General features: G+C 43.2%; 19 protein-coding genes and 1 other RNA gene. 7 read left to right on the top strand and 13 right to left on the bottom strand.

Features of this window, described 5'->3' with window-relative positions; translation table 11 throughout:
- Window position 1: 1 nt before the first annotated feature.
- The 6 genes from ACOOFG_RS04365 to ACOOFG_RS04340 all read right to left on the bottom strand — a co-directional run bounded on the left by ACOOFG_RS04365 (window position 2) and on the right by ACOOFG_RS04340 (window position 6,865).
- Window positions 2–913 carry an HlyD family secretion protein gene (locus ACOOFG_RS04365; RefSeq protein ID WP_420422421.1) on the bottom strand — a complete coding sequence of 304 codons (912 nt, stop codon included), beginning with the start codon at window positions 911–913 and terminating at the stop codon, window positions 2–4.
- Window positions 914–922: 9 nt separating this feature from the next.
- On the bottom strand, window positions 923–2,344 hold the full coding sequence (locus ACOOFG_RS04360) for a TolC family protein (RefSeq protein ID WP_420422420.1): 1,422 nt from the start codon (window positions 2,342–2,344) through the stop codon (window positions 923–925).
- Between the two features lie 163 nt (window positions 2,345–2,507).
- Window positions 2,508–4,127 carry an ankyrin repeat domain-containing protein gene (locus ACOOFG_RS04355; RefSeq protein WP_420422419.1) on the bottom strand — a complete coding sequence of 540 codons (1,620 nt, stop codon included), beginning with the start codon at window positions 4,125–4,127 and terminating at the stop codon, window positions 2,508–2,510.
- 283 nt (window positions 4,128–4,410) lie between these two features.
- On the bottom strand, window positions 4,411–5,022 hold the full coding sequence (gene pncA, locus ACOOFG_RS04350) for a bifunctional nicotinamidase/pyrazinamidase (protein ID WP_420422418.1): 612 nt from the start codon (window positions 5,020–5,022) through the stop codon (window positions 4,411–4,413).
- A complete protein-coding gene (locus ACOOFG_RS04345) occupies window positions 5,019–6,485 on the bottom strand; it encodes a nicotinate phosphoribosyltransferase (RefSeq protein WP_420422417.1) in 1,467 nt (488 codons plus the stop codon). Before ACOOFG_RS04345 ends, pncA begins: the two co-directional genes overlap by 4 nt.
- A gap of 2 nt (window positions 6,486–6,487) precedes the next feature.
- Window positions 6,488–6,865 carry a hypothetical protein gene (locus ACOOFG_RS04340; RefSeq protein ID WP_420422416.1) on the bottom strand — a complete coding sequence of 126 codons (378 nt, stop codon included), beginning with the start codon at window positions 6,863–6,865 and terminating at the stop codon, window positions 6,488–6,490.
- 615 nt (window positions 6,866–7,480) lie between these two features.
- Here ACOOFG_RS04340 and ACOOFG_RS04335 point away from each other — a divergent pair.
- On the top strand, window positions 7,481–7,987 hold the full coding sequence (locus ACOOFG_RS04335; RefSeq protein ID WP_420422415.1) for a hypothetical protein: 507 nt from the start codon (window positions 7,481–7,483) through the stop codon (window positions 7,985–7,987).
- A gap of 102 nt (window positions 7,988–8,089) precedes the next feature.
- Window positions 8,090–9,094, top strand: a complete 1,005-nt coding sequence (locus ACOOFG_RS04330; protein ID WP_420422414.1) for a hypothetical protein — start codon at window positions 8,090–8,092, stop codon at window positions 9,092–9,094.
- Here the strand turns inward: ACOOFG_RS04330 and ACOOFG_RS04325 are convergent.
- Window positions 9,081–9,428, bottom strand: coding sequence for a hypothetical protein (locus tag ACOOFG_RS04325; protein ID WP_420422413.1), 348 nt, complete (start codon window positions 9,426–9,428; stop codon window positions 9,081–9,083). The genes ACOOFG_RS04330 and ACOOFG_RS04325 overlap by 14 nt on opposite strands.
- Window positions 9,429–9,813: 385 nt before the next feature.
- Here ACOOFG_RS04325 and lepB point away from each other — a divergent pair, with 385 nt between their 5' ends.
- Together lepB and ACOOFG_RS04315 are read left to right on the top strand one after the other, a co-directional pair.
- The gene (lepB, locus tag ACOOFG_RS04320) at window positions 9,814–11,685 is read left to right on the top strand and encodes a signal peptidase I (RefSeq protein WP_420422412.1); all 1,872 of its coding nucleotides are present in this window, start codon (window positions 9,814–9,816) and stop codon (window positions 11,683–11,685) included.
- Window positions 11,675–12,934, top strand: coding sequence for an MFS transporter (locus tag ACOOFG_RS04315; RefSeq protein WP_420422411.1), 1,260 nt, complete (start codon window positions 11,675–11,677; stop codon window positions 12,932–12,934). Before lepB ends, ACOOFG_RS04315 begins: the two co-directional genes overlap by 11 nt.
- A 12-nt stretch (window positions 12,935–12,946) precedes the next feature.
- Here the strand turns inward: ACOOFG_RS04315 and ACOOFG_RS04310 are convergent, their stop codons facing one another.
- The 5 genes from ACOOFG_RS04310 to ACOOFG_RS04290 form a co-directional block, all read right to left on the bottom strand.
- Complete coding sequence (locus tag ACOOFG_RS04310) at window positions 12,947–13,321, bottom strand: hypothetical protein (RefSeq protein ID WP_420422410.1); 375 nt, start codon at window positions 13,319–13,321, stop codon at window positions 12,947–12,949.
- A 110-nt stretch (window positions 13,322–13,431) separates the two neighbouring features.
- Window positions 13,432–13,845, bottom strand: coding sequence for a hypothetical protein (locus ACOOFG_RS04305; protein ID WP_420422409.1), 414 nt, complete (start codon window positions 13,843–13,845; stop codon window positions 13,432–13,434).
- A 67-nt stretch (window positions 13,846–13,912) separates the two neighbouring features.
- A complete protein-coding gene (locus ACOOFG_RS04300; RefSeq protein ID WP_420422408.1) occupies window positions 13,913–14,818 on the bottom strand; it encodes a S66 peptidase family protein in 906 nt (301 codons plus the stop codon).
- On the bottom strand, window positions 14,815–17,931 hold the full coding sequence (gene ileS, locus ACOOFG_RS04295) for an isoleucine--tRNA ligase (RefSeq protein WP_420422407.1): 3,117 nt from the start codon (window positions 17,929–17,931) through the stop codon (window positions 14,815–14,817). Before ileS ends, ACOOFG_RS04300 begins: the two co-directional genes overlap by 4 nt.
- Before the next feature lie 104 nt (window positions 17,932–18,035).
- Window positions 18,036–19,037: a hypothetical protein gene (locus ACOOFG_RS04290; RefSeq protein WP_420422406.1), complete on the bottom strand. Its 1,002-nt coding sequence runs from the start codon at window positions 19,035–19,037 to the stop codon at window positions 18,036–18,038.
- A gap of 233 nt (window positions 19,038–19,270) precedes the next feature.
- Here ACOOFG_RS04290 and ssrA point away from each other — a divergent pair.
- Together ssrA and ACOOFG_RS04280 are read left to right on the top strand one after the other, a co-directional pair.
- Window positions 19,271–19,653, top strand: a transfer-messenger RNA (tmRNA) gene (gene ssrA / locus ACOOFG_RS04285).
- A gap of 489 nt (window positions 19,654–20,142) precedes the next feature.
- On the top strand, window positions 20,143–20,688 hold the full coding sequence (locus tag ACOOFG_RS04280) for a hypothetical protein (RefSeq protein WP_420422405.1): 546 nt from the start codon (window positions 20,143–20,145) through the stop codon (window positions 20,686–20,688).
- 182 nt (window positions 20,689–20,870) lie between these two features.
- On the opposite strand, the gene ACOOFG_RS04275 is transcribed toward ACOOFG_RS04280, so the two are convergent.
- Complete coding sequence (locus ACOOFG_RS04275) at window positions 20,871–21,626, bottom strand: metallophosphoesterase (protein WP_420422667.1); 756 nt, start codon at window positions 21,624–21,626, stop codon at window positions 20,871–20,873.
- 256 nt (window positions 21,627–21,882) lie between these two features.
- On the opposite strand from ACOOFG_RS04275, the gene ACOOFG_RS04270 reads away from it, so the two are divergent.
- Window positions 21,883–22,569 carry a pseudouridine synthase gene (locus tag ACOOFG_RS04270; RefSeq protein ID WP_420422404.1) on the top strand — a complete coding sequence of 229 codons (687 nt, stop codon included), beginning with the start codon at window positions 21,883–21,885 and terminating at the stop codon, window positions 22,567–22,569.
- Window position 22,570 lies beyond the last annotated feature (1 nt).

The raw sequence follows: 22,570 nt of genomic DNA, 5'->3' as shown, positions 1-22,570 counted from the left end.
CCTAAATCTTAATTTTCACTTCGACATTCATCCCAGGAAACAAGTAGAGTGGATCCGTTGGCTGCGCAGGAATCAAGCTAATCTTGACTGGAATGCGTTGAGCAACTTTTGTATAGTTCCCCGTTGCATTGTTTTGAGGAATCACTGAAAACTGCGATGCTGCCGCTGATTTGATGGTGAAGACCTTCCCATAAAACTTCCGATCAGGATAAGCATCGACCGATATTTCTACTTCATCGCCGAGCTTCACTTTTTTAATCTTTTTTTCACTTAAGTTTGCTTGAACCCAAATACGCCCATGATCATACATCGTAAAGATCGACTGCCCTGAACGCATTACATCTCCAGTAAACACCCATCGTTTGGCAATTTGTCCATCAAATGGCGCGTAAATCAATGTGTGGTTGAGATACGTGTTGATCAACCCAACTTTCGTTTCTGCATGAAAGGCATCAGCCTGCGCTTTTGTATAGGCTGCCTGCGCCATTTCATAGTCTTTTTGCTTATGATCAAAGTCTTGCGATGAAATGATTTGATCCTGAATCCCCTGCTCAGCTCGCAAGTAGTCATTACGCACCTTGGCTAAATGAGCTTTTTGCAGTGCAACATTCTTGATAGCGCTTTCTAAGGCGGCTTCCGCCTCTAGCTTTTGCGATTCATAAATGTCTTGCTGAATCACAGCGACAATCTGCCCTTGTTGAACAAAGTCTCCCTCATCGACAGTGAGGTCAATAATTCTACCCAATATATCTGGGGATAAGTCAATCCGGTAAGCATCAATAAAGGCATCATTCGTCGAGACATATTCGCTCTCATAGTGGTAAAGATAGTAACCACCAATCGCAAGAGCAATGACCACAACCACTCCTACAATCCAACTCCATGAGAATTTTTTTTGTTTCACATCCGTCATCTCATATCCTCACATATTCACATCAATTCCACTTGCATGACGCAATTGGTAGTAGGAATCAATGAGCTCAAATTGAGCCTCCAAAAAAATGTTTTTTGCTTCGATGAAATTGTTAATAGAAATTTGGTAATCAAAAATCGAAATGTACCCAATCTCCATTTTTTCACCTGCCTGTGCCAAGGTTTGATCAGCAAGCCTCACATTCCCCTCTGAAGAAACCTTTCTCGCAATCGCACTCTCAATTGAGAAGATCTGATTGCGCACCTCTTCTAACGCCTCTTGCACCTGAAAACTCTGACTTGATTTTTGCGCAGAAACTTGTGCTTTTGCCGACCAAATTTTTCGCTCACGCCGCAAACTATCAAAAATGTTCCACTTTAAAACTACACCAACTCCCCATTGAAAGTTTTGGTTGAGAAAGCTCGAGTTTGGAAACTCCACATAAGGGGTGGGTTGTCCACCATACTGCGCTTGAAGTTCAAGCTGTGGCAAATATTGCCCCTGAGCCTTTTTGACGTTTGTCCGAGCCTGATCAATCATATTTTCAGCTTGCCGTAAATCGGGGCGAGACTCCATCGCAATCAGCTCCCACTGTCTCATCTCATCTTTGGAAAACAGATGATCAATCCACTCCGCTTGATTCCGAGGATTCGATGAAGGAAAAATCAGCCCTGTTGTCACGGGTGTATCGAGAAAAACTTGCTCTTGCCCTTCTAACTTTCTTCGAAGAAGATCGATTTGGGCAACTGGGATGTCCTTTTCAGAAATCTCTAAGAACACTCCACCAGGATCATAACCCAAGATCTTGGCTAACCTATTCAGGTCCAATTTCAGTTTTTTGACCATTTTGTAGTACACAGAAAGAGCATTTGAAACTGCCACTTGACTTTGGTTCACATCAAACGTCGTGGCTGTCCCAATGCGCAACCGATCTTCCATCCGAATTGCTAAAGCTTTGAGCACTTCAACATGGGTGATTGCCGTTTCGATCTGGTTCATATCCAAAATGACTTGGTAATATCCCCGACGCACTTGGTACAAGATGTCGTTGATGATGCTAAGCCGAATCAATTGCAGCTCTTGATGCGCTAATTTTGTCAGCTGCAAGTCGTACATCTTGTCTGAAGAAAAAAGCGTTTGAGTCATGAGAATCTGAGTCATAAAAGAGCTCTTATTCATCGACCCGATATTTTGGTCTTGTTGCGTTTGAAATGCTTGAGATGTGAGTTCGAGTTGCGGCATCCAATCTGACACACTAATCAAGTGCCCCAGGCGCGCTTTTTCAACTAAGCTATCGACCTCTTTGAGATGTTGATTTTGTTCGAGTGCAATTTCTTCAGCTCGCGTCAAATCCAGTGTCACGACTTCTTCACTAAATAAATTAGCAAAGCAAAACGCAAAACAAATAGCTGCAAAATTGAACACTCTCATACTAAATTTTACATATCGCGTCCCTGTTATTTCTTCAATAACCAACGTCTATATGTTGAACAAATGCTCACTTTTGCAAAACTCGAGTGTTTGCCTGAAGAATTAGGCAAACATTCTACAAGATAAGTTTTAGACAAGGCAATGCAGATCCTAAATACCACTGCTACCGCTTAGCCCTTTTAACGTGACGGGAGACTTCGCTCAATAAATTTCGCACCTCATCACTTGTGTCTAAATCTGAAGGCTTTTGCTTAGCCTCATTCGATATGCCAAGCGAAGCTCCCTGATCAATCAAATACTGCACGCCTTCCCTATCACCTTTTAGAACTAAAATATGGAGGAGAGTGTCACCATTCTCATCTTGAAAATCGACACCTTTCTCTTCAACGACAAGCTGTACTAATTGAGTAGTATTGACTCCATCTTCTGTAATCAATCGAAATACTACATCTATCTGATCTAAAATAGTTTTATGATGTCCCTCTTCTAGTAAAAATTCTATTAGGGGATTGATGCGCGGGAAATACGAGGTTCTTAAACTATCGAAAGGTGTCTCTCCTGCTTCATTTCGAACATCAAGCTTTCCACCATTTTTTAGAACACTCCTCGCATTCTGATCATCATGATATTTCATTAAAATATGAAGGAGAGTGTCACCGTGTCTATCTACAGAATTGATATTTGCTAGATTCTTAATCAGAAAGTTGACGAACAGTTCTTTTTTTTCAGTACGAAAAAGGTTTTCTAGCAACTGAAATAGTGCAGTCATGATTTGAGGACTTTCTTCTTGATTCTTAAGTAGTTCACTTAGAATTTGCTCAATTTGTGGAAATGATTTAGACCTGAGCTCGCCGAAAGGTCCTAGAACGCTAGGAGTTGGACTATCGGGTCTAGCTCCTTTTTCAATCAAAAGCTTTGCTAATTCTATGTCTGGAGTCTCTTTGGACATTAAAATGCCAAGAGGTGTTGAACCTTTTGGATCTTTATTATCAAGTGGAGCTCCTTTTTCAATCAAAAGCTCTGCTAATTCTCTGTTTGGGTTCTCTCTGTCCAATACCAGCTCAAGAGGTGTGTAACCGAAACGATTTTTAACGTTAAGTTTAGCTCCTGCTTCAATCAACAGCTCTACTAATTCTGTTTCTGGGTTCTCTCTAAGTATAGCGACGTGAAGAGGTGTGTAACCGCAACCATCTTTAACGTTAAGTTTAGCTCCTTCTTTAATGAAGCTCTTAGCTACCTCGATAACTTCATCGTTTTTACTAACATGAGAAAGGGCTTGAAGTAGTGGGCAAAAAACCAATTTTTCTTGTTCAATCTGTAACTTGGATCCCGCATTTACGTTAGCTCCTTCGTTAATCAAGAACTTCAGCATTTCAACATCTCCTGTCATTGCTGCAACATTAAGCGCAGAAATCCCTAGAAAAATTGGACGATCCACATCGAATCCTTGTTCTAGTAACTGCTTCATCTGATTTACATCACCAGATGAGACTGCGCGAAAAAGACGGACGTTTGAATATGCAGCTGAACATACTTGAAAATAGTACTTAAAATTTGGAAATTCTTTGATTGCTATATTGATAGCCGCATTAGTTGCAAAGCTCCAAGAAGCCACAGATGAGACCACCTCGACTGCCATTGAAGCCCCGGCCCAAATTGTCTCTATTGGTAAACTCGGCAGGCTCTCTAGTGTATTATAAAAGAAATTATTTAACCCAAAAGAATTCGTTGCATTAGTGCTCCCCATTTCTTTATTTCCTCCATTTTTTAAGGTGTGTTGCATAACTCATTCGAAGCATAAGTATCTGATATTGAAGAATAAACGAACTCAGATTCACCAGATTAAATGACTCAAAAATGCGTTTTTTCCTGTTTTCTATCACTTTTAGGCGGTATCAAAGAAATCCAAATCATTTATATCCAGATGCATATGAAGTGATTGAATTATGCAGCACACCTCAATTTTTAAAGAAGTCAGCCTAAATAGTAACATAATTATTTATTTATATTCAAGGTATTTAACCCCTAATTACTAGGAGGGAAAAAGTAGTGTTTTAATCGCAAAACTAAAGAGACTTTGAGTGGACGATTTCGATACCGGCCTTGCGCATCTTTTCGACAGCATGCTTTTCATCATGGGGATCTAAGTTGACAGGGCGACAGGCATCGAGAATCACCGCGACTTCATAGCCCAGCTCTAAGGCATCCATTGCTGTATAAAGCACGCAGTATTCTGTTGTCAGACCTGCTAAGAAAATCTTGGTGACATTTTTTTCTCTAAGAAATTCATCCAAGCCCGTTTCGCGTAAGCGCTCATTGTCGAAAAAGGCGCTGTAGCTATCAATCCCGGGATCATCCCCTTTATGAAAATACTTATGAATCCGATCCTTGTTGAGTTCTTTGACAAGGGCGGCACCATGTGCGTGCTGAACACAATGAACTGGCCAAAGGATTTGCTCGATTCCATCGACTTTGATTTTGTCCCCGACTTCTTTCCCATGCGTTTGGGCAAAACTGACATGGTTTTCGGGATGCCAATCTTGTGAAGCAATCACAAGTGAAAATTTTCCGATGAAGCCATTGATAATGGGAACTACTTCATCGGCTTTTTTCACGCCGAGTGCTCCATCAGGCATGAAGTCATATTGGACATCCACAAGGATCAGAGCATCCATCATGAGTGGCCTCGCAGGGAGTCGATGATTTCAAGTTTACGATTGTAGACACTTTTTTCAAGGCCAACAAAGTATGGCTCTGGATAGAGAAAGCGACGCACAGCCGGAGCAAAACGGTCGAGCTCGGCAAGAGTATGTGCCCGAATCTCTTGCAACGAAGGCGACTCATAAACACACTTACCTCCTCGATAGATCGGAACAAGAAGGTCCTTATACTGGGTCTCTTTTGCAACTTGACGCTGCCTTGTTGGATCAATCGGATCAATGGTTTCGGGATCCGAAGAAGGCGGAGTGTCGATTTCGTAAAGCATATCTGAAAGGTACTGTCCTTGCGCATCCATGTAGCGGCGCACTTGCAAAACTCCTGGATTCGTTGTCTTGACAATTTGTTCGGAAATCTTGATTTTTGGAACCCAGTTCCCCTTTTCATCTTGGATCGCGGAGAGTTTGTACACCCCATCAAGCGCCGGTTGATCTTTTGCTGTAATGAGATTGGTCCCCACTCCCCACAAGTTGATTTGACAGCCTTGCTTCTTCAGGTCGCGGATGATGAGCTCATCAAGCTCATTGCTTGCCATGATTTTTGCATCTTGAAACCCAGCATCATCGAGCAAGTTCCGGATCTCAATACTGAGGTGAGCCAAATCGCCTGAGTCTAGACGGACTCCGAGCATCTTGCTTCCCTTTTCTTTTGCAACCTCTATGGCGTTTTTCACTCCCTGTACCGAGTCATACGTGTCGACGAGATAAATGCAATTATCGGGAAGAGCTTGAGTGTAAGCTTCAAAGGCCTCTTTTTCTTGATCAAACGCCATGATCCAGCTATGGGCATGGGTCCCCTTCACTGGAATGCCAAAATACTTGCCACCAATCACATTTGAGGTGCTGTGACACCCACCAACATAAGAGGCTCGCGTTCCAGAAAGAGCGCCATCAATTCCCTGAGCTCGCCTAAGCCCAAACTCAATCACCTCATCTCCTTCTGCAGCGCAGCAAATGCGGGAGGCTTTGGTTGCAATCAGCGTCTGAAAGTTGATGATGTTTAAGAGCGAGCTTTCGAGCAATTGAGCATGCAAGATGGATCCTCGCACAATTAAAAGTGGCTCGTAAGGAAAGACCGGAGTCCCTTCCACCATGGCATCGATATCACAGTCGAAGGAAAAATCCTTCAAATAGTCTAGAAATCCCAACTCGAAGAGAGGCTTGCCATTATAGGTCTTCAAGCTCTCTAAGTAGGTGAGATCTGACTCTTCAAAGCGAAAGTTTTGAATGAATTCGATAGCGGTTTCAAGGCCTGCTGCGATCGCAAAGCTTCCTTGAAAAGGACGTCTCCTGAAAAAAAGGGAAAAGGCTGCTTTTTGATTTGTCATTCCCAGCTTCCAATAGCCATATGCCATTGTTAGCTCGTAGAGATCTGTTAACAGTGCCAGAGAGGAACGGTAGAATCCCCCCTGATCTGCCTTCATGCTTATCCTGTTTGTTCGGACGTACCTGGTGGAGTATACTCAACCCCATGTTTTTGTAACAGTTCCGCCTTGCGAACTTCCAGTTGATCGATTTCTTGCTGATAGCGAGCAGCAATTTCGCGACTGGCATCGGCATCAGCCCACGCTCTTTTAGCATCAAGGAGGTTATTAGATTGAAACTGAAGACGATCCCCATCATTTTGACGACGAGCAGCCTTAGCAAGCTCTTTGTCTCTTAAATCAGAAAGCTTCTTAATCGTATTATCGATATTTTCCACTTCTTGCTTCCACTGATCGGGAGGAAGCTCTTTGACTAAAGCCTGAATACCAAATCCTAACAAGATGAAACACAATGCGAAAAGCCCGATCTTCTTTCCCATCCTCACTCCAATTGATGCACTCTCAATTTCTATATAACGGATCACCCATTATTTGCCGAGAACTCCATCGCATTGAGCGGAACCTTGCGCTGATAAGATCGAAAATTGCTTCAGAAAAGATTCAGATTAAAGGATTAAGATGCTAGAATGCCCTCCGTAAAAGTGCCAATCATCATGATTTGGCACTTAAAATCGCAAAATGAGGGAAAAAATATGGCAGCATCCACTCCACTGACTGGATTCCAGTCACCATTTACCAATAGTACTTCATATAGACCTGCAGATTTAATACCCCTTCAGAATCTTATGAATGAGAAGGAAATAGAAAGTTTCGGGTTTTGGACTAAGGAAGGAAACTTATACAAATTAAGTTTTAACGATAGAAATGAGATTATAGCGACCTTCGAAAAATATCTTCTCTTATTACCGAGCGAGTCTGATCTTCAATCTATGTCTGAGTCTGGTCTTCGATCTGGATTAGACAGCCTCCAAGCTCAGGAGCCTTCTACAAATTCAATCCAATTAAAAGAACTACTCAGAACCAAAGAAGGGCTCTTAATAAACATCACATCTTGCACATTGTATCGTCTGTCCCTAAACTCAAACCATGAGATCATGGCACAATATGAGGATGAGTTTAATGCTTCCATTTGTCTCAGCCCCCCTCCTAACCCGAGCGATGGGCCTAGAGAGATCTTTAAGAAACTATTAAAAACAATCACAGACGAATGCAATGTTATTACTCAAGATGCAGACGTCTATACCTTGAGTTTTGACGCTAGTGGAGAAATAACAGCAACATTTAAGGAACGTGCACCAATTCCCAATCGCTTCCATTTGACACCTATTCCTTCCAACAGAGATCCGATCCCCCTTTCATACCTTGTGAGTTGTAACTCTGTGCAGTTTGCTAAAAAAACTGGTGAGTGCTACCGATTGGAACTCGACAGCGATGGAAAGATCATTGCCAGATTTACCAAAAAGATAAAAACAAATTCACCCGAAGATACTAAGCCCTCTTATTCATCTTCATGCAAATTTATGACCATAGCGTTGCTTGGAGTCATTTCTGTTGTTGCTTTAAGTGTCTTCCAAGGACTGCATTCACAACACGAACTTTAGAGTCTAGAAGGTAGAATGGAGTGGCAGAGCCACTCCTTCCCCCTGAAAGCAGCCACGGCTTCAAGATAGCTAAAAAGGGATCGTTGTGATAGAATCTTTTACATGAAAAGACAATTATTCCTTTTATTTTTTCTCCCGTTTTCCTTTTGCTTTGGCATGAGTCTAAAGGAAAAGTTTGCTGAGTCCAACCCGGGAACATACGTCGTCACAGAGCAAAACAAAACCTACACGTTGCTCCATGTTCATACGCTCACTCCTGACGAACTCCTTCTTGAAGAAATTAGCATCCCAAGCCACCTTGTCACGTCAAAAGATTGGAAAAAGTGGGTTCAAACAGGCGCAGAAGGACACACTTCATGGATCCTCTACGCTGTTGACCTTGTCGAAAACCAGGTCACCGAATGCTACTCTTTTACCAGACAAGCCCACTTGCCCACTCAAAGCATGGATGCCTTTCTCACCACGCTCCTCGGCCTAGATCTGACCTTTTTGCCTGAAGAAGAACGGTTACAAACAGGTCCGACCTCACGGCCTGGAGAAGTTGGCTCATCTAGACCATGGGGCCCTCCAATGATGCGAGAAGGAAAAAAAGTGAAAGAAGCTTCTTACGACGTTTACACCACGTCTTGGCCTCAGGATCAATCAGAACTCTCTAGGAAGAAGATCGTCCTCTATTTTGACAAAGACCATGGTGAATTCCCTTTCCCCTATTGGATGCAAGCCCGCGAAGGGGGACTCAAATTTAAAATCCGTGCAACAGATTCAGGAACAGGTCTCCGCTCTCTCCAAAAATCACTTCCAAGAAGAGTCCCCTTCTTTATTGGAGGCATGGTCAAAGAGGGCAATAAAGCCTATTTCAACTTGCAAGCCCCTCTTTATTTCCACAGCCTCAAACTTTACGCCATTGATATTTCTGTCAGCCCTCGCCTCACAATTTCTGTGCCTAGCATGATGAAGCGGGATCAAGAACACGTCACTTTAGAGGTAGACTCTGCCACTTTGAGTGAAAAACTGATTCAAGGGCATCAATACGCTTGGATCGCCGTATCTGAAGAACACGACGTCTATGCAGAAATGGAGCAGCCGACTGTGTTCAAAGAGCTTTAAGATTATTAATCTCTGAGTTGACGTAAGAAACCTGCATGAAAAAAAGCTCAGCACTTCTTGCGACAATATTGGGAGGTTCGTCCGAATCAATTTCAGCAACATGCTCTTCCCCAAGCCGCAGCACTTCTGTCACTAAATCATCGAGCTTATGATAAGCTGTATCCGAAATATCACGAATTTCTTGCATGATATAGTCGACATTGTTTTTCCAATCTTGATAATCCAAGATTGTAGGAGGCTCTTTCAACTGATCTCCTAATTGAAAGAGCAAAACATTTAACTTGGCGCGCTGTTCTTCATTTAAATCCATACTCGTGATTATGCTTCGATTCATCAATTTTGAAAACAATCTTTTTAACGCTATACCATCAGAGATTACTGCGTGCTCTGCGGTAAATAAATAAAACAAGCCATAAAAACTCTCTTTTTAGCTTGAAGAACTGAGTTATGAACAACTTTCCATTACATATAAATAAAAGGGTGCACAAGGCTTGTTTTCTACGCCAAAACGGCTGTTTTACTAACACATAAACAGTTGACTTCTAATGGATTTATGACACCCCTCAACTAGTTAACAAAAAATTAACTTTACTTCATTCGAAAAGAATTGCAAGGTTACGCACTCTTGAAACCCACAACATATGAACAAGTTTTCCACAATCCTTGCGAGAATAGCGAGAAATCAAGTACAATTTCAAAAAAATTCTCTTGGGAATCACATGAAAAACTACCGATTGAGAAAGTCTCTCCACGTCTTTAGACACGTCCTTCATCTTTACAAACGTAAGAAAAAGAAACTGCCTGAGCTGCAGAAAAAAGAAATCGTCACGACGTTAAACCATTTGCAAGAAGAAATCATCAATCGTGATCGCGAAGAAGCAGGTAGGTATGCCCATAAAGCAGAAGATTTAGCTAAAACACATCTTCTCAAAACACCCATCGAGAGGTTTCGTGATTTTGTTTTAGCACTGGTCTTTGCCCTTGTTGTGGCAACTCTTGTCCGAACAATGTGGTTTGAATTTTATGAAATCCCTACAGGATCGATGCGCCCCACTTTGCAAGAAAGTGACAGGCTTGTCGTTTCAAAAACGACTTTTGGAGTCAATATCCCTCTTTACGCTGGACACATCTTTTTTGAACCTGCCCTTGTGCAACGGGCTAGCACGATCATTTTTACAGGAAAAGGGATGGACATCCCAGATCTCGATACAATGTATTTCTATATTTTCCCCGGGAAAAAGCAATTTGTGAAACGACTCATCGGAAAACCGGGCGATATCCTCTATTTTTATGGAGGACTCATTTATGGAATCGATAAAGAAGGAAACGACATCTCTCACGAATTGCAACCTGATATCCTATCAAAAATCGATCATGTGCCGTATATCTATTTCAATGGACGAGTCGACCTCCCATCAAAACCCACTGGGAATATCTACTCGCCAGCAGTTTTACGACAAATGAATCAAAAAGTCGCTAAAGTCTCCATGGGACCTTATCACCAACTTTCGGGAACCCTTTTAGATCCTTACAAACATAGTGATGGTGATTACTACGATTTATGGGGGTTTAAAAACTACGGGATGGCGCGCATTTTAACTAAAGAAGAAGTCCATACTTTAACAGATACTCCTCCGACGCAACTCAAAGACGCCCCTCTTTACCTCGAAATTTTCCATCACCCTAGCGTCAAACATCCTTCGATCGAGCGCAACCGAGACGGCCGCCTTTATCCCGGTGTTGGCGTTAGCCAAACCGTGTTACCTTTAAGTGAAGAGCACCTTAAAGCTCTCTTCGACAACATCTACACAGCGCGCTTCATTGTCAAAGATGGCATGGCATCTCGCTATGGCAGCTCGTTCAAAGCTGGAAAAGACTGCAAAATGTGCGTGCCACTAAAAGGAGTCCCCGACGGCACCTATGAATTCTACTATGGCATCGGCTATAAAGTGCATGCGACAGGAATCACAACAAAATTGCCTTCGGATCACCCCCTCTACACTTTTACACCTGAGAGAGTTCAAACGCTCTACAATCTTGGAATTGAATGGCTGACTCCATTTAGCCCCGCAGCAAAAATTCCAGGACTGCTTCCTTCACGTTACGTCTACTATCGCGATGGAGACCTCTACGCTCTCGGAGCCCCACTTATGAAAAAAGACGATGCGACCCTTGTAGACTTCATTCAAAATGAATATTTAAAACAGCAAAACGCTCCCACATATCGCCCTTACATTCCCTTCGATGACAACCCACCTCCTTTCGATAAAGACGGGAAAATTGACCCCGCCTTTCTGAATCAATACGGGATCACAGTTCCTCCAAAGCACTACCTCGTATTAGGAGACAACTACGCCATGAGTGCCGATAGTCGTGACTTTGGGTTTGTTCCCGAATCAAACATCCGTGGAGCACCCTCATTCATCTTTTGGCCTCCAGGCTCACATATGGGACCTCTCTTGCAACCTCCCTATCCCCTTTTTAACTCACCCCGATTTGCCATTTGGTGTTTGGTTGTTGTGATTTTTATTATTTGGTGGATCCGCCATCATAAGCAAAACAAACTCCCTATCAAGATCGATGAGCACTGATGTTTCAGCTCAAGCAGCCTCACGTTCCTTCTTTACGCGATTTGCCCTGATTTGGATGAACCTGGCAAGTGAGCCGTTTGTTGCCTTGTACACATTACTACTCTTTATCTTACGCAAAGACCTTAGCGCAACCACTCTTCAAATCACGGTCTTTGCAACCCTTCAACCCGTCATCGCTGTGTTTTCATTTTACTGGAGCTCCAACCTATTGCGCCAGAGAACAAAGCTCTTATCGAACCTGATGGGTGCTTGGGTGCTTGGGCGATTACCTTTCCTCTGTCTCCCCTTCATTGAAAACGTTTGGTTTTTGATCTTCGCAGCTGGAATCTATCAACTGTTCGAACGGGCAGGGATTCCTGCAATGATGGAAATTCTCAAACTCAATGTGACAAAAGAGCGGCGGGAGAAACTCTACTCGAGAGTCTTTGTGCTTAAATTCATTGAAAGCATCATCCTAGGTGTCTTTGTGGGGAAACTGTTGGATATCCATCCAGGCACATGGAAAATCTTCTTTTTTGTTGCAGCACTCCTTTCGATTTCAAGTATCTTCATTCAAATGAGGATCCCTCTCCCCGCCAGCCTTAAGCCTGATGAAAATGTCCCGCCTATCACGACCAATCGCCTCCTTCAACCCATCAAAGATTGCATCCATCTCATGCGTTCCCGTCCAGACTTTGCTCACTTCCAATGGGGTTTCATGATTGGAGGATTTGGGCTCATGCTGATGAAGCCTGCATCGATTATCTTTTACGTCGACCACCTCGCCCTGTCGCATGATCAAGCAACGATGGCTCGCTACATTTGGATGGGAATCGGAGTCGTCGCCTCCTCCTTCCTTTGGCGGCGCGCTCTTAATGCCATCCCCACTCACCGCTTCACTGCCATTATTATCTTTGGTTTTAGCTTTTTCCCTCTCTTTCTTCTTCTAGCTCAGTGGAACCTCTTTTGGGTGAACATTGCCTTCCTCTTTTACGGAATTGCCCAAGCAGGAAGCCATCTCATATGGACACTTTCTGGCACCCTCTTTGCCAAAGATGAAGATAGCTCCAAATTCACAGGTGTGAACATCTTTATGGTTGGCCTCCGCGGCCTCATCGGCCCTGTATTAGGAGGACTTCTCTGCGGCCTGATTGGACCTGTTCCTGTTCTCCTGATTGGTTCCTTCATTTGCATCGGAGGAACAGCTTACATGATATTGAAAAAATCGATTGATGAAAAAAGAAGAAGCGCTCAAATCGAACTGAGCTGAGCGCCTAAGAAATTAAACGGCGCGGGTTCTCGTTTCAATAACTCCCCACCCTAATAGATAATATATCAGAGCGCTACTAAATTGACCTTGAACAAACTTAGAAACACTCAAGTTGCGATTAACAAGTGAAAACCCACCAAATACAGCTGAGCTCACTAGAATTGATAGCCCAATGACAAGAATACTCTTTGTGGATGCATCAAACTTCCTGCAAGCTTCGGTGTTATGAAGCATGTAATTTCCCGCAGTGATTCCAACAAGACTTCCTACTCCGTTACTCACAATCATAGGAACGCTACGGCCAAAAGCTCCACCGATTAAAGCTCCAACCCCAGCAATTTTAATTCCAGCATTTAGGCAGTCTGAAAAGGTGACTTGATTTGCCATGATTTTTCTCCGTTTAAAGTTTTTCTTTAAAAACTAGGGAAAAGCATATATCAAATCTGAAAAAAAGACTAGCAAAACTCGAGGTGGCAATCATGCCAATTTTGCGAAACCTAAATGTAGGAAGACCGGAGCTCATCTATTTTTTCAGCCACCATCGCAGCATATGGCAACAAATAAGGTAAAGCTATAGGCATCGCATAAACTCCTAGTACAAATTGTTTTCCTAGAAGAGTGACTAAATCAACAGTTGCCCAACCAATTAGTCCAAAGCCCCCAGAAATAGCAGCTCTTGTCAAGAACACAACGGCATTGAACGTAATAACCTTTGCCGTGCTACTCAAGTTTTTACAGATTTCAGAATGATGCGTCATATAGATGGCAGTCGTGTAGGCAACACTATAGCCAGTAAATTCACTTACTACCTTTGAAGTAGGGCAACCTCCCAAAAAAGACAATCCTCCACCAACAACCCCAAAGCTCATTCCAGCAACTAGAGAAATTGAAAAATTTACTTGATTAACCATTTTTCCTCCATTTGAAAAGCTGTATGGTAAAAGCTTCAGAAATGGTAGCTAAATATGTAATATAAGACTAGTAAATCTTGAGCGTCTTGCTCTCTGCATCCAGCTCTACCACAAGCCCTAAAGGGAGTGTTGCTTGGTTCTCAATATGCCCACTCGGGAATTCCAATAAGACAGGATAAGATGCATTTTGAAAGTAGTTTTTGAGCACCTGTTCCAACTCAAAATCTTGAGAATGTTGTGGATCGCAACCCGACCAGCTGCTGAGAATCAGGCCAGCGATGTCATCGAGTAGTCCTGCTTGCAGAAGTTGACACAGCATCCGATCCACTCGGTAGGAAAATTCATTCACTTCTTCAAGAAGTAAAATCTTCCCTCTCGTTTCGATTTGCCAAGGCGTCCCAACGTGCGCTGCAAGGAGCGCCAAATTCCCTCCCGTCAGTTCTCCTTTTGCTTTGCCTGAAACAAGTGTTTCTCCACCTTCAAAGATCAACGTTTCCTGAGCGCCTAAAAGCACTTTCCATGCATGCTCTTCTGCAAAAGAGCGATCTTCCTCAGTGGCAAAGATAAAATTCGCATTGGGACCAAGATAAGTGATCAACCCTGCTTTTTGATTCAGTGCGACATGCAAGGCAGTGATATCACTCATCCCGATAAAAATTTTGGGGTTTTGACGGATTACATCATAATCAAGTTGACCGAGCAAGCGGCCCGAGCCATATCCACCTCTCAAGCACCAAATGGCTTTCACACCTTCGTCTTGAAAGGCCTCCATGATCCCAGTTGCACGCTCTGTATCAGAGCCACAGAAGTTGCCCCATTGATTTCCGAGGTTAGCGGCAAGCTTGACTTTGAATCCCTTCTCTTCAAGAGTGTGCACACAAGCTTCCAGCTCACCTACTTTTCTCGAAATCGAAGCAGGCGCAACAATCGCGATCGTATCCCCCGCTTGAAGCGGTGGTGGCTCGATCATCATTTTTTAACCTTTTCAATGTGAATGATGGCTTTTTCACCATTGAGATCCCACTCAGTCCCTTCATTCTTTTCAAACAAGACTTCTGAGGCAAGCACTTCATGGGAAATGGTGTCTGAAAACTTCTCAAAGCAGCTTTTCACTTTAGATGTAGAATCGATGCGGACACGGATACGGTCAGTCACTTCTAAGCCTTCATTGCGCCTTTGCGTGTTGAGTTTGTTGACGATCTCGCGCATCAATCCTTCTTCAAGAAGTTCTTCTGTCAAACTGGTATCCAAAGCGATTGTGACATCCTCTTTTGTCGCTGCAACCATCCCCTCTTTCACTTGTCGTTCAATGAGGACATCTTCAGCAGCAATGGTCACGGATTCTCCTTGGACATCGACTGTGACTTCGCCACCATCAAGTAGTGTTTTCACCTGACTTGCATCAAAGCCATCAACAACACCTTTCATAAGTTTCATTAGGGGACCAAGTCGTTTACCAAGCGTGCGAAAGTTAGGCTTGATACTGAGCGAAACAAACTCGGTTTCTTTAGAGTGAAACTGAAGCCCTTTGACATTGAGCTCTTCCATAATAAGCTGCTGTTGCCCTTCTAAAAGACGCAAGGTTTCTTCATCAGCTGAAACGAGGTGGGCTTTACCAAGAGGTTGCCGCACTTTTAACTTGTGCTCTTTGCGCAAAGCATGTCCCATGCTGACGGCTGCTTGCACAAGTGCCATCTCTTTTTCCAGCTTCTCATCTCGAAGCGAACTATTATAAGTTGGAAAATCGGCAAGGTGCACAGATTCGGGATCTTTTTTGATGCGCAAGTTTTGGAAAATCGCATCACTGATAAACGGCACATACGAAGCTGCTATTTTGGACAGTTCCTTGAGAACTGTATAGAGCGTTTCGAACGCTTCACGTCGATCTGGGGTATCCTCATCGGCCCAAAAACGGGTCCGGCACCGACGGATGTACCAATTCGTCAATTGATCGATAAAGTCGACAAACGGATCAACGGCCCGACTTAACACATAACCATCCATTCCCTCTTCCACATCGCGTACAAGCTTTTGTAACAGTGAAAGAATCCACCGGTCAATATCAGCCTTAGGGACATTGAACGTTTGCTCCGATGGTTTCCACTTATAAATGTCGGCATAGGTTCCTAAGAAGACATACGAGTTCCACAGGGGAATGAGGAATTGCCGCAAGACGAGTTCGACCCCCTTTTCACTAAAACGTAAGTCGTCTGCTTGAACAGCTGGGCTGTGGAGCAAGTAGAGACGAACCGCATCAGCTCCATATTTGTTGAAAACGATTTCGGGATCAGGATAGTTGCGAAGCCGCTTCGACATTTTGGTGCCATCTTCTGCTAAAACAATCCCATTTACAATCACGTTCTTAAAAGCGGGCTTATCGAAAAGTGCGGTCGACAGAATATTGAGTGTGTAAAACCAGCAGCGGGTTTGATCGATTCCTTCTGCAATAAAATCAGCAGGAAAGGCGTCCATTGTCTCTTTTTCATTTTCAAATGGGTAGTGATTTTGCGCATAGGGCATCGAGCCTGATTCAAACCAGCAATCAAAGACTTCTGGAATACGCATGTACACTTTGCCGTGTTCTTCAAACGTCAATTGATCGATGTGATGTCGGTGCAGATCATCGATTTTCTTTCCTGTGCGCTTCTCAAGTTCTTTGATGCTTGTGATCACGATGCAGTCACCATCATTGCTGCGCCAAACGGGAATGGGAGTTCCCCAATACCGGTTGCGGCTAATCGCCCAATCGCGTGCATTTTCAAGCCACTTTCCAAAACGCCCTTCTTTAATATGCCCAGGAACCCAATGAATCTGCTTGTTCATTTCGACGAGACAATCTTTGATGGTTTCTACGCTCACAAACCAAGTGTGAACAGCCTTGTAAATCAAAGGAGTGTCTGAGCGCCAGCAAAAGGGGTAACGGTGACGAATTTGACCATGATGAAAGATCCGCTTTTGCTCTTTTAAACGGCGGATGATGTCTTTGTCGGCATCTTTGACAAACTGCCCTTCGTAATCGGGAATTTCACTTGTGAACTTTCCATGTTGATCGACGGGACAAACGAGTTCGATCCCCTCTTTTTTACAGACAAAAAAGTCTGCTTCACCAAACGCGGGAGCTGTATGAACAATTCCGGTTCCATCTTCTTCTTCAACAAAAGCATCTTCAATCACAGTAAATGCTTTAGGACTGACTTGATTGACAAAGTAATCAAATAGAGGCTGGTATCGTTTGCCTTTGAGTTTGCCTCCTTTAAACGTTTCGACAACTTCATAGGTCGCTTCATCTTTAAAGTAAGCCTTCAAGCGTCCCTTCGAAATCACGTAGTGGTCACCTGTTTCTTTGTCTTTCACTTTGACGTATGTGATCGCTTCATTCACGGTAACAGCCAAGTTAGACGGCAACGTCCAAGGAGTCGTCGTCCACACGAGTAAAAAGGTTCCAGGCTCATCGACAAGAGGAAATTTCACGATCAGGGATGGATCATCCACGTCGCGGTAGTTCAGGTTTGCTTCGAAGTTGGATAGAGGGGTTCCAAGCTGCGCCGAAAACGGCATGACCTTAAAGCCTTCATAAACGAGATCTTTGTCCCACAGTTGCCCAAAGACCCACCAAATGGTCTCCATAAACGTAGGATCCATTGTTCGGTACGGGTTTTTAAACTCGATCCAGCGCCCCATGCGATTTACGGTCTGTTCCCATTCTTTCGTATAGCGAAGAACAATGCTACGGCACTCTTCATTGAACTTGGCAATGCCAAACTGCTCAATCGAGGTTCCTTTAGACAGTTCATGGGTGTTTTCAATCTCATTTTCGACTGGCAAGCCGTGGCAGTCCCAACCAAAACGTCTGGGAACATGATACCCTTTCATGGTCTTGTAGCGGAGAACCACATCTTTGATGGTTCCTGCTAGCATATGGCCATAGTGAGGCAACCCTGTTGCGAATGGAGGGCCATCATAAAAGGCGAATAGGGGCCCCTTTTCTCTTTGCTTCAAGGAGGCCTGAAAGACTTTATTTTTGAGCCACCCTTCAAGAATGCGTTCTTCTCTTTTGGGAAAGCTCTCTTTTCGATTTTCAAACATACTGTAAAAATATTACGAAGAGCCCCTTTTTCCATAAAGAAAAAAGGACCCAAATTGGGTCCTTTCAAGAAAAAAATATCTTTAGCAATGATCTCGACTAAAAATTAATAGCCTGTGCTAAAAGTTTCTCCTGTGTTTAGAGTCACTGAAAAGCGACCTGCAGTTGAATCAGAGATCACACTTGAGACGCCTTGCTCTTGAAGATAGGCAAGAACTGATGAACGCAAAGTCAATGATACTCCATTTGTTGCCATTGCAGCATTGACACCCGTCAACATATGAGGCACTTGTCCATGCAATCGGTAATCTGAAATGTTTGCTGGTAGATTGTGAGAAATTGTGAGCTTTTCGATTTTTTCAGTCTCTGTGTTGTAAACCAGCAGTTTTGTTGCTCCGTTTGCTGTCATTGTCGCAACAGGATAACTTCCATTCGGAGTGACGACCTTAGCAATATTTCGATCAGCCTTAGTTAAAATTGGAGTCACAGTCACATCAGAGCCTCTTACATCAAATGTCATAGCGCCTGTGAACTGATCAAAACGGTCGGTCTTGGCTCCAATTGCTTGAGCTAGAGCTCGAGTAGCTTCAGGATCTGCTCCATTTTCGATCATCATGCGTCCCATTTGTAGAGTATGAATCGAGTGATTTTCAAATTTCAGCTGACGCGTAGTTGTATCAAACGTTGCTAACCGAGTCTGTCCATCGACTTCGATCCAAGCTACAGGGTAGCGATCTTCGTTAGCTGCTAATGCTTTTGCCTGATCTCGCGCTGTTTGTCCTAAAATCGGCTTCACAGTCACGCTTTCCCCTGTTGGGGCTTGATAATTGATCATGCCTGTCGAAGGCTCAATCAGTCCATTTTGGTGACCAATCTTCTCCAACAGAGCCATTGTTGCAGCAGGATTGACGCCCCGCTTGAGCATCACATCCCCCATTCTGGTGGTGTTACTGGTTCTTTCGCTTATTCCATAAGGAGTTACAGTGCGGCCTACTAAAGACCGGCCTGTGCCTGAGATCGTTCCTGGTTGAATACCCAGGTTCATTGTTGGTGTTTTATCAGCGTAAGTTGCTGAGGCAGAATGAGTCGTATCAACTCTTAGAGCCATATCCTTTCCTTCCTTTTATAATTCCCTTAAAATATCAAATTATAATTAGCATTATAGCGTTTTTTAAAATATATTTAAAATAAAAGTTAAATAATCATTAATATTTAACTTTTAGTATTGCCTGAAAAGCTCCTAAAATGCTAAATTTGAGCTAGATAAACAAAACCACTTCCTTAATTTGCTTTATATGAGTGATTTAGAGGAAAATCCCGCATTATGGTATAATGATCAGTGGGGGTGTACTGGTTTCGACTTGGAAACAAAGTACCAGTGGCATGCAGAGGATTCGGCTGGCCTCTTAAAAAAGCCGAGACCAAATAATTGTCGACACTCAAGAAGACCTTTATTGGGAAAACGCTGCTTAAGACCTAACCCGTCTATCTAGCAGCCGATAGCCTCGGACTGGACCAAGGGTCTGGGGGCCTATCGCAGGACACTTGGTATGAACACACATCCTCTCGATCTCAAGAGCGTGTGTTCGAGAATTTTAAGAGATGTGCCAGCCCCTAGTGGGGTGCCTTACAGCAAGGCTGGCACTATATTTGAGACACTAAGCATGTAGGCATTGCTATGGAGTTTACTAAGGACGAGAGTTCGAATCTCTCCACCTCCAAAACTAAGCAAAAAGGCTCAGATTGAATCTGAGCCTTTTTGCTTTCTAGCGGACGTTAAATACGCATAAACATCTCATTTTTAAACAATTAAAAAACCTTCTTCACCTAATTGACAATCACCAACTAATTTGGTAATATAACCAAAAAACTTGGTGGTTTATGTTAGAGTACCTTTTTGGAAACCCAGTCATTGAAAAAGTCTTATTTTTTCTCCTCAAGAATGAAAAAACATATGCTTCTGAACTCAGTAAAGTATTTGAGATTCCTTTATTTAGCATTCAAACAGCCTTGGAAAGACTTGAAAAAGGAGGGATCATAGCTAGCTATAAAGAAGGAAGAACAAGACTCTACAGATTCAATCCTCGCTTTCCCATGCTTCAAGAGCTCATTTCATTTCTTGAAAAATCTTACACATTCCTACCTCAAAATTTTCGTCGAAAATATTATGAACGTCCAATAAGAAAGCGACCACGGCGAAAAGGAAAGCCTTTATGAAGATAGATTGGAAAAACATCTCTCTCAAAGATTTAGCAGGATATTTGTCAGAAGAGCTACGGAAAGAAGGGATTGATCTCATTTTAGTCGGCGGAGCTTGTGTCACCATTTACTCTAAAAATCGCTATCAATCATACGATCTAGATTTTATTACCTATGAAGATCTTCGCAAAGTCAAGAAAGCCTTAAGTAAATTTGGTTTTGAATACAATTCCAGATATTTTATTCGCCAAGATTGTCCATGGATCATAGAATTTGTATCTCCCCCCATCGCAGTTGGAAACGAACCAATCCATCACTTTTCAAACGTTAAAACCAAAATGGGAACGATAAAAATGTTACGTCCTATCGATAGTATAAAAGATCGACTCGCAAGTTTTTATCATTGGGATGACAGGCAGGGACTCAAACAAGCTCTTGATATCTGTAGAGAGGTTCAAGATATCGACTTTGGCGAGTTAGAAAAGTGGTCAAAAGCGGAGGGTTTTACAGATAAATACCAAGAATTTCTAAACCATTATCAGCAAACCTCAGCTTTATAGTTTGTCTCAGTCTTTCAGAAAAAACTCAGATTTGGTTCGGAGAAACAGCTCTTGAGCTACAGGAATCATAGGATTTCTTCTATAAGTCAACGTTAGAGGAACTGATATGAGGGGACGTAAAAAACATGGCTTACAAAGGCTTGAAAAAGCACAGATTGTGTTTCTAGCAAATCTGATGCGTTTTATTGAGAGTAATCTTGCTTGGTCGCAAAGGTATTTTTTATGACTTGAACTTGACCATCTTCGAGAACTGCGTAATGCTGACGATGGGTATCGAGAGCAAAATTCAAGCTCTTCTTCGGGGCTTTTTCATAATCTAAGAGATATTTATCCCAAAAGCACTCAATGACACCCTCCTCTGCCTCCTCCCCTTCATCCAACAGGAATTTAACCTTCACATTAGGATGGGGAGTATGGCCAACAATTTGGTTCACACCTTCTATGGGAATAAAATCCATATCAAAGTCTTGCCACGTGATGCCTCCGCAAGGATAGTTGCCTCCTCGGCTGTATCCACACCCAAACATCGGAGTGCTCATGTCTGCATAGCATCTTAGGAAGGACTGTTCTTCGAGCCTAGTTAAATCTTCTAAATCAAAGCCTTTAATAGGATGAAGTAGATTCTGATGAATTCCAGCATGACTCAGTAAATAGTCTTGATCCCAATGAAACGATTTCGTTCTATCCCAACTTGCGCCAGAGTCAAGAATCTCGTTAATAACCTCTGCCTTTTCATGTGTAAAGCCCGGGCATAAAAGAGTCGAACTCATCGGAAATCGATAAGGCATATCGTGATTACCTAGCAGATGCACGCGCTGAGGCTGCTGAAGCGATTGATGCAACCAGTGCGCCGTACGCTTCGTGCAGTCCACCGTCTCATCGAAGCTATCAAAATAATCTCCCAAAAAGACGGTCCGGTCGGGTTTGACAGTTTCAATGCACTTTTCAACCCAATCAATCTTGTTGTGTAAATCGGCAATAATGAGAGTCTTAATAAACTCTCAATTGTCTTGTCTTCTAAGAAAATAATCAACCCTGAAGAAAGCTTTATGTACAGATTTTCAACTTAAAATACTTGCTTGAACAGTGATAGCCATGCACGCAACTGCGAGTAGAGCTGCAAATGCAAAACTTTAAGTGAGAAAAAAATTTAATATACACACTTGGAAATCGGTTTTATGCTAAACTGTCCGCATGGATGAAGAACGCGTATCAAAGCTCATGGCTCGCCGAGGACTCTGCTCCCGACGAGAAGCTGAACAATATATGGCAGAAGGTCGGGTCAAAGTGAATGGCATGCTCATTACAGAGCAGGGAACTAAAGTTCCTGTCGATGCCAAAATCACTTTAGACCAAGCGGGTTTGCAGCGGGTCACCATTGCGGTGAATAAACCCCTCGGCTATGTCTCGAACCTCCCTCAAGAAAACTATCCTGAAGCCAAGGAGCTAATTCTTCCTGAAAATCGTTTTGGTAAGGGACCTCCAGTGGATCCCAAGTCGCTCCATGTTGTTGGCCGATTGGACGTGAACTCGAAAGGGCTTCTCCTCTTTTCGTCTGATGGGCGCGTCGCCAAGAAGATCATTGGACCCGATTCAGAAGTTGAAAAAGAGTACATTATCCGCTTTCAAGATCCTGTCCCGGAAAAAGTCATCCAAAAACTTCGTTTCGGTCTCAAACTCGATGGAAAACCCCTCAAGCGTGCCCGCGTCAAACGAGCTGGGGATCGCGCATTGACCATGGTGCTTCGTGAAGGTCGAAACAGACAAATCCGACGCATGTGCGAACTTGTGGATTTGAGAGTCACCTCACTTAAACGAGTGCGTATTGGTAACATTCAACTTGGCTCCCTACCTGTTGGCCAGTGGATGGTTGTGAGATAGC

Origin of the sequence: Simkania sp., from assembly GCF_965215465.1 — a bacterium.
Taxonomy (GTDB): Bacteria; Chlamydiota; Chlamydiia; order Chlamydiales; family Simkaniaceae; genus Simkania.
Note: the sequence above shows the minus strand (reverse complement) of the source record. Positions and strands in the feature narration are given on the sequence as shown.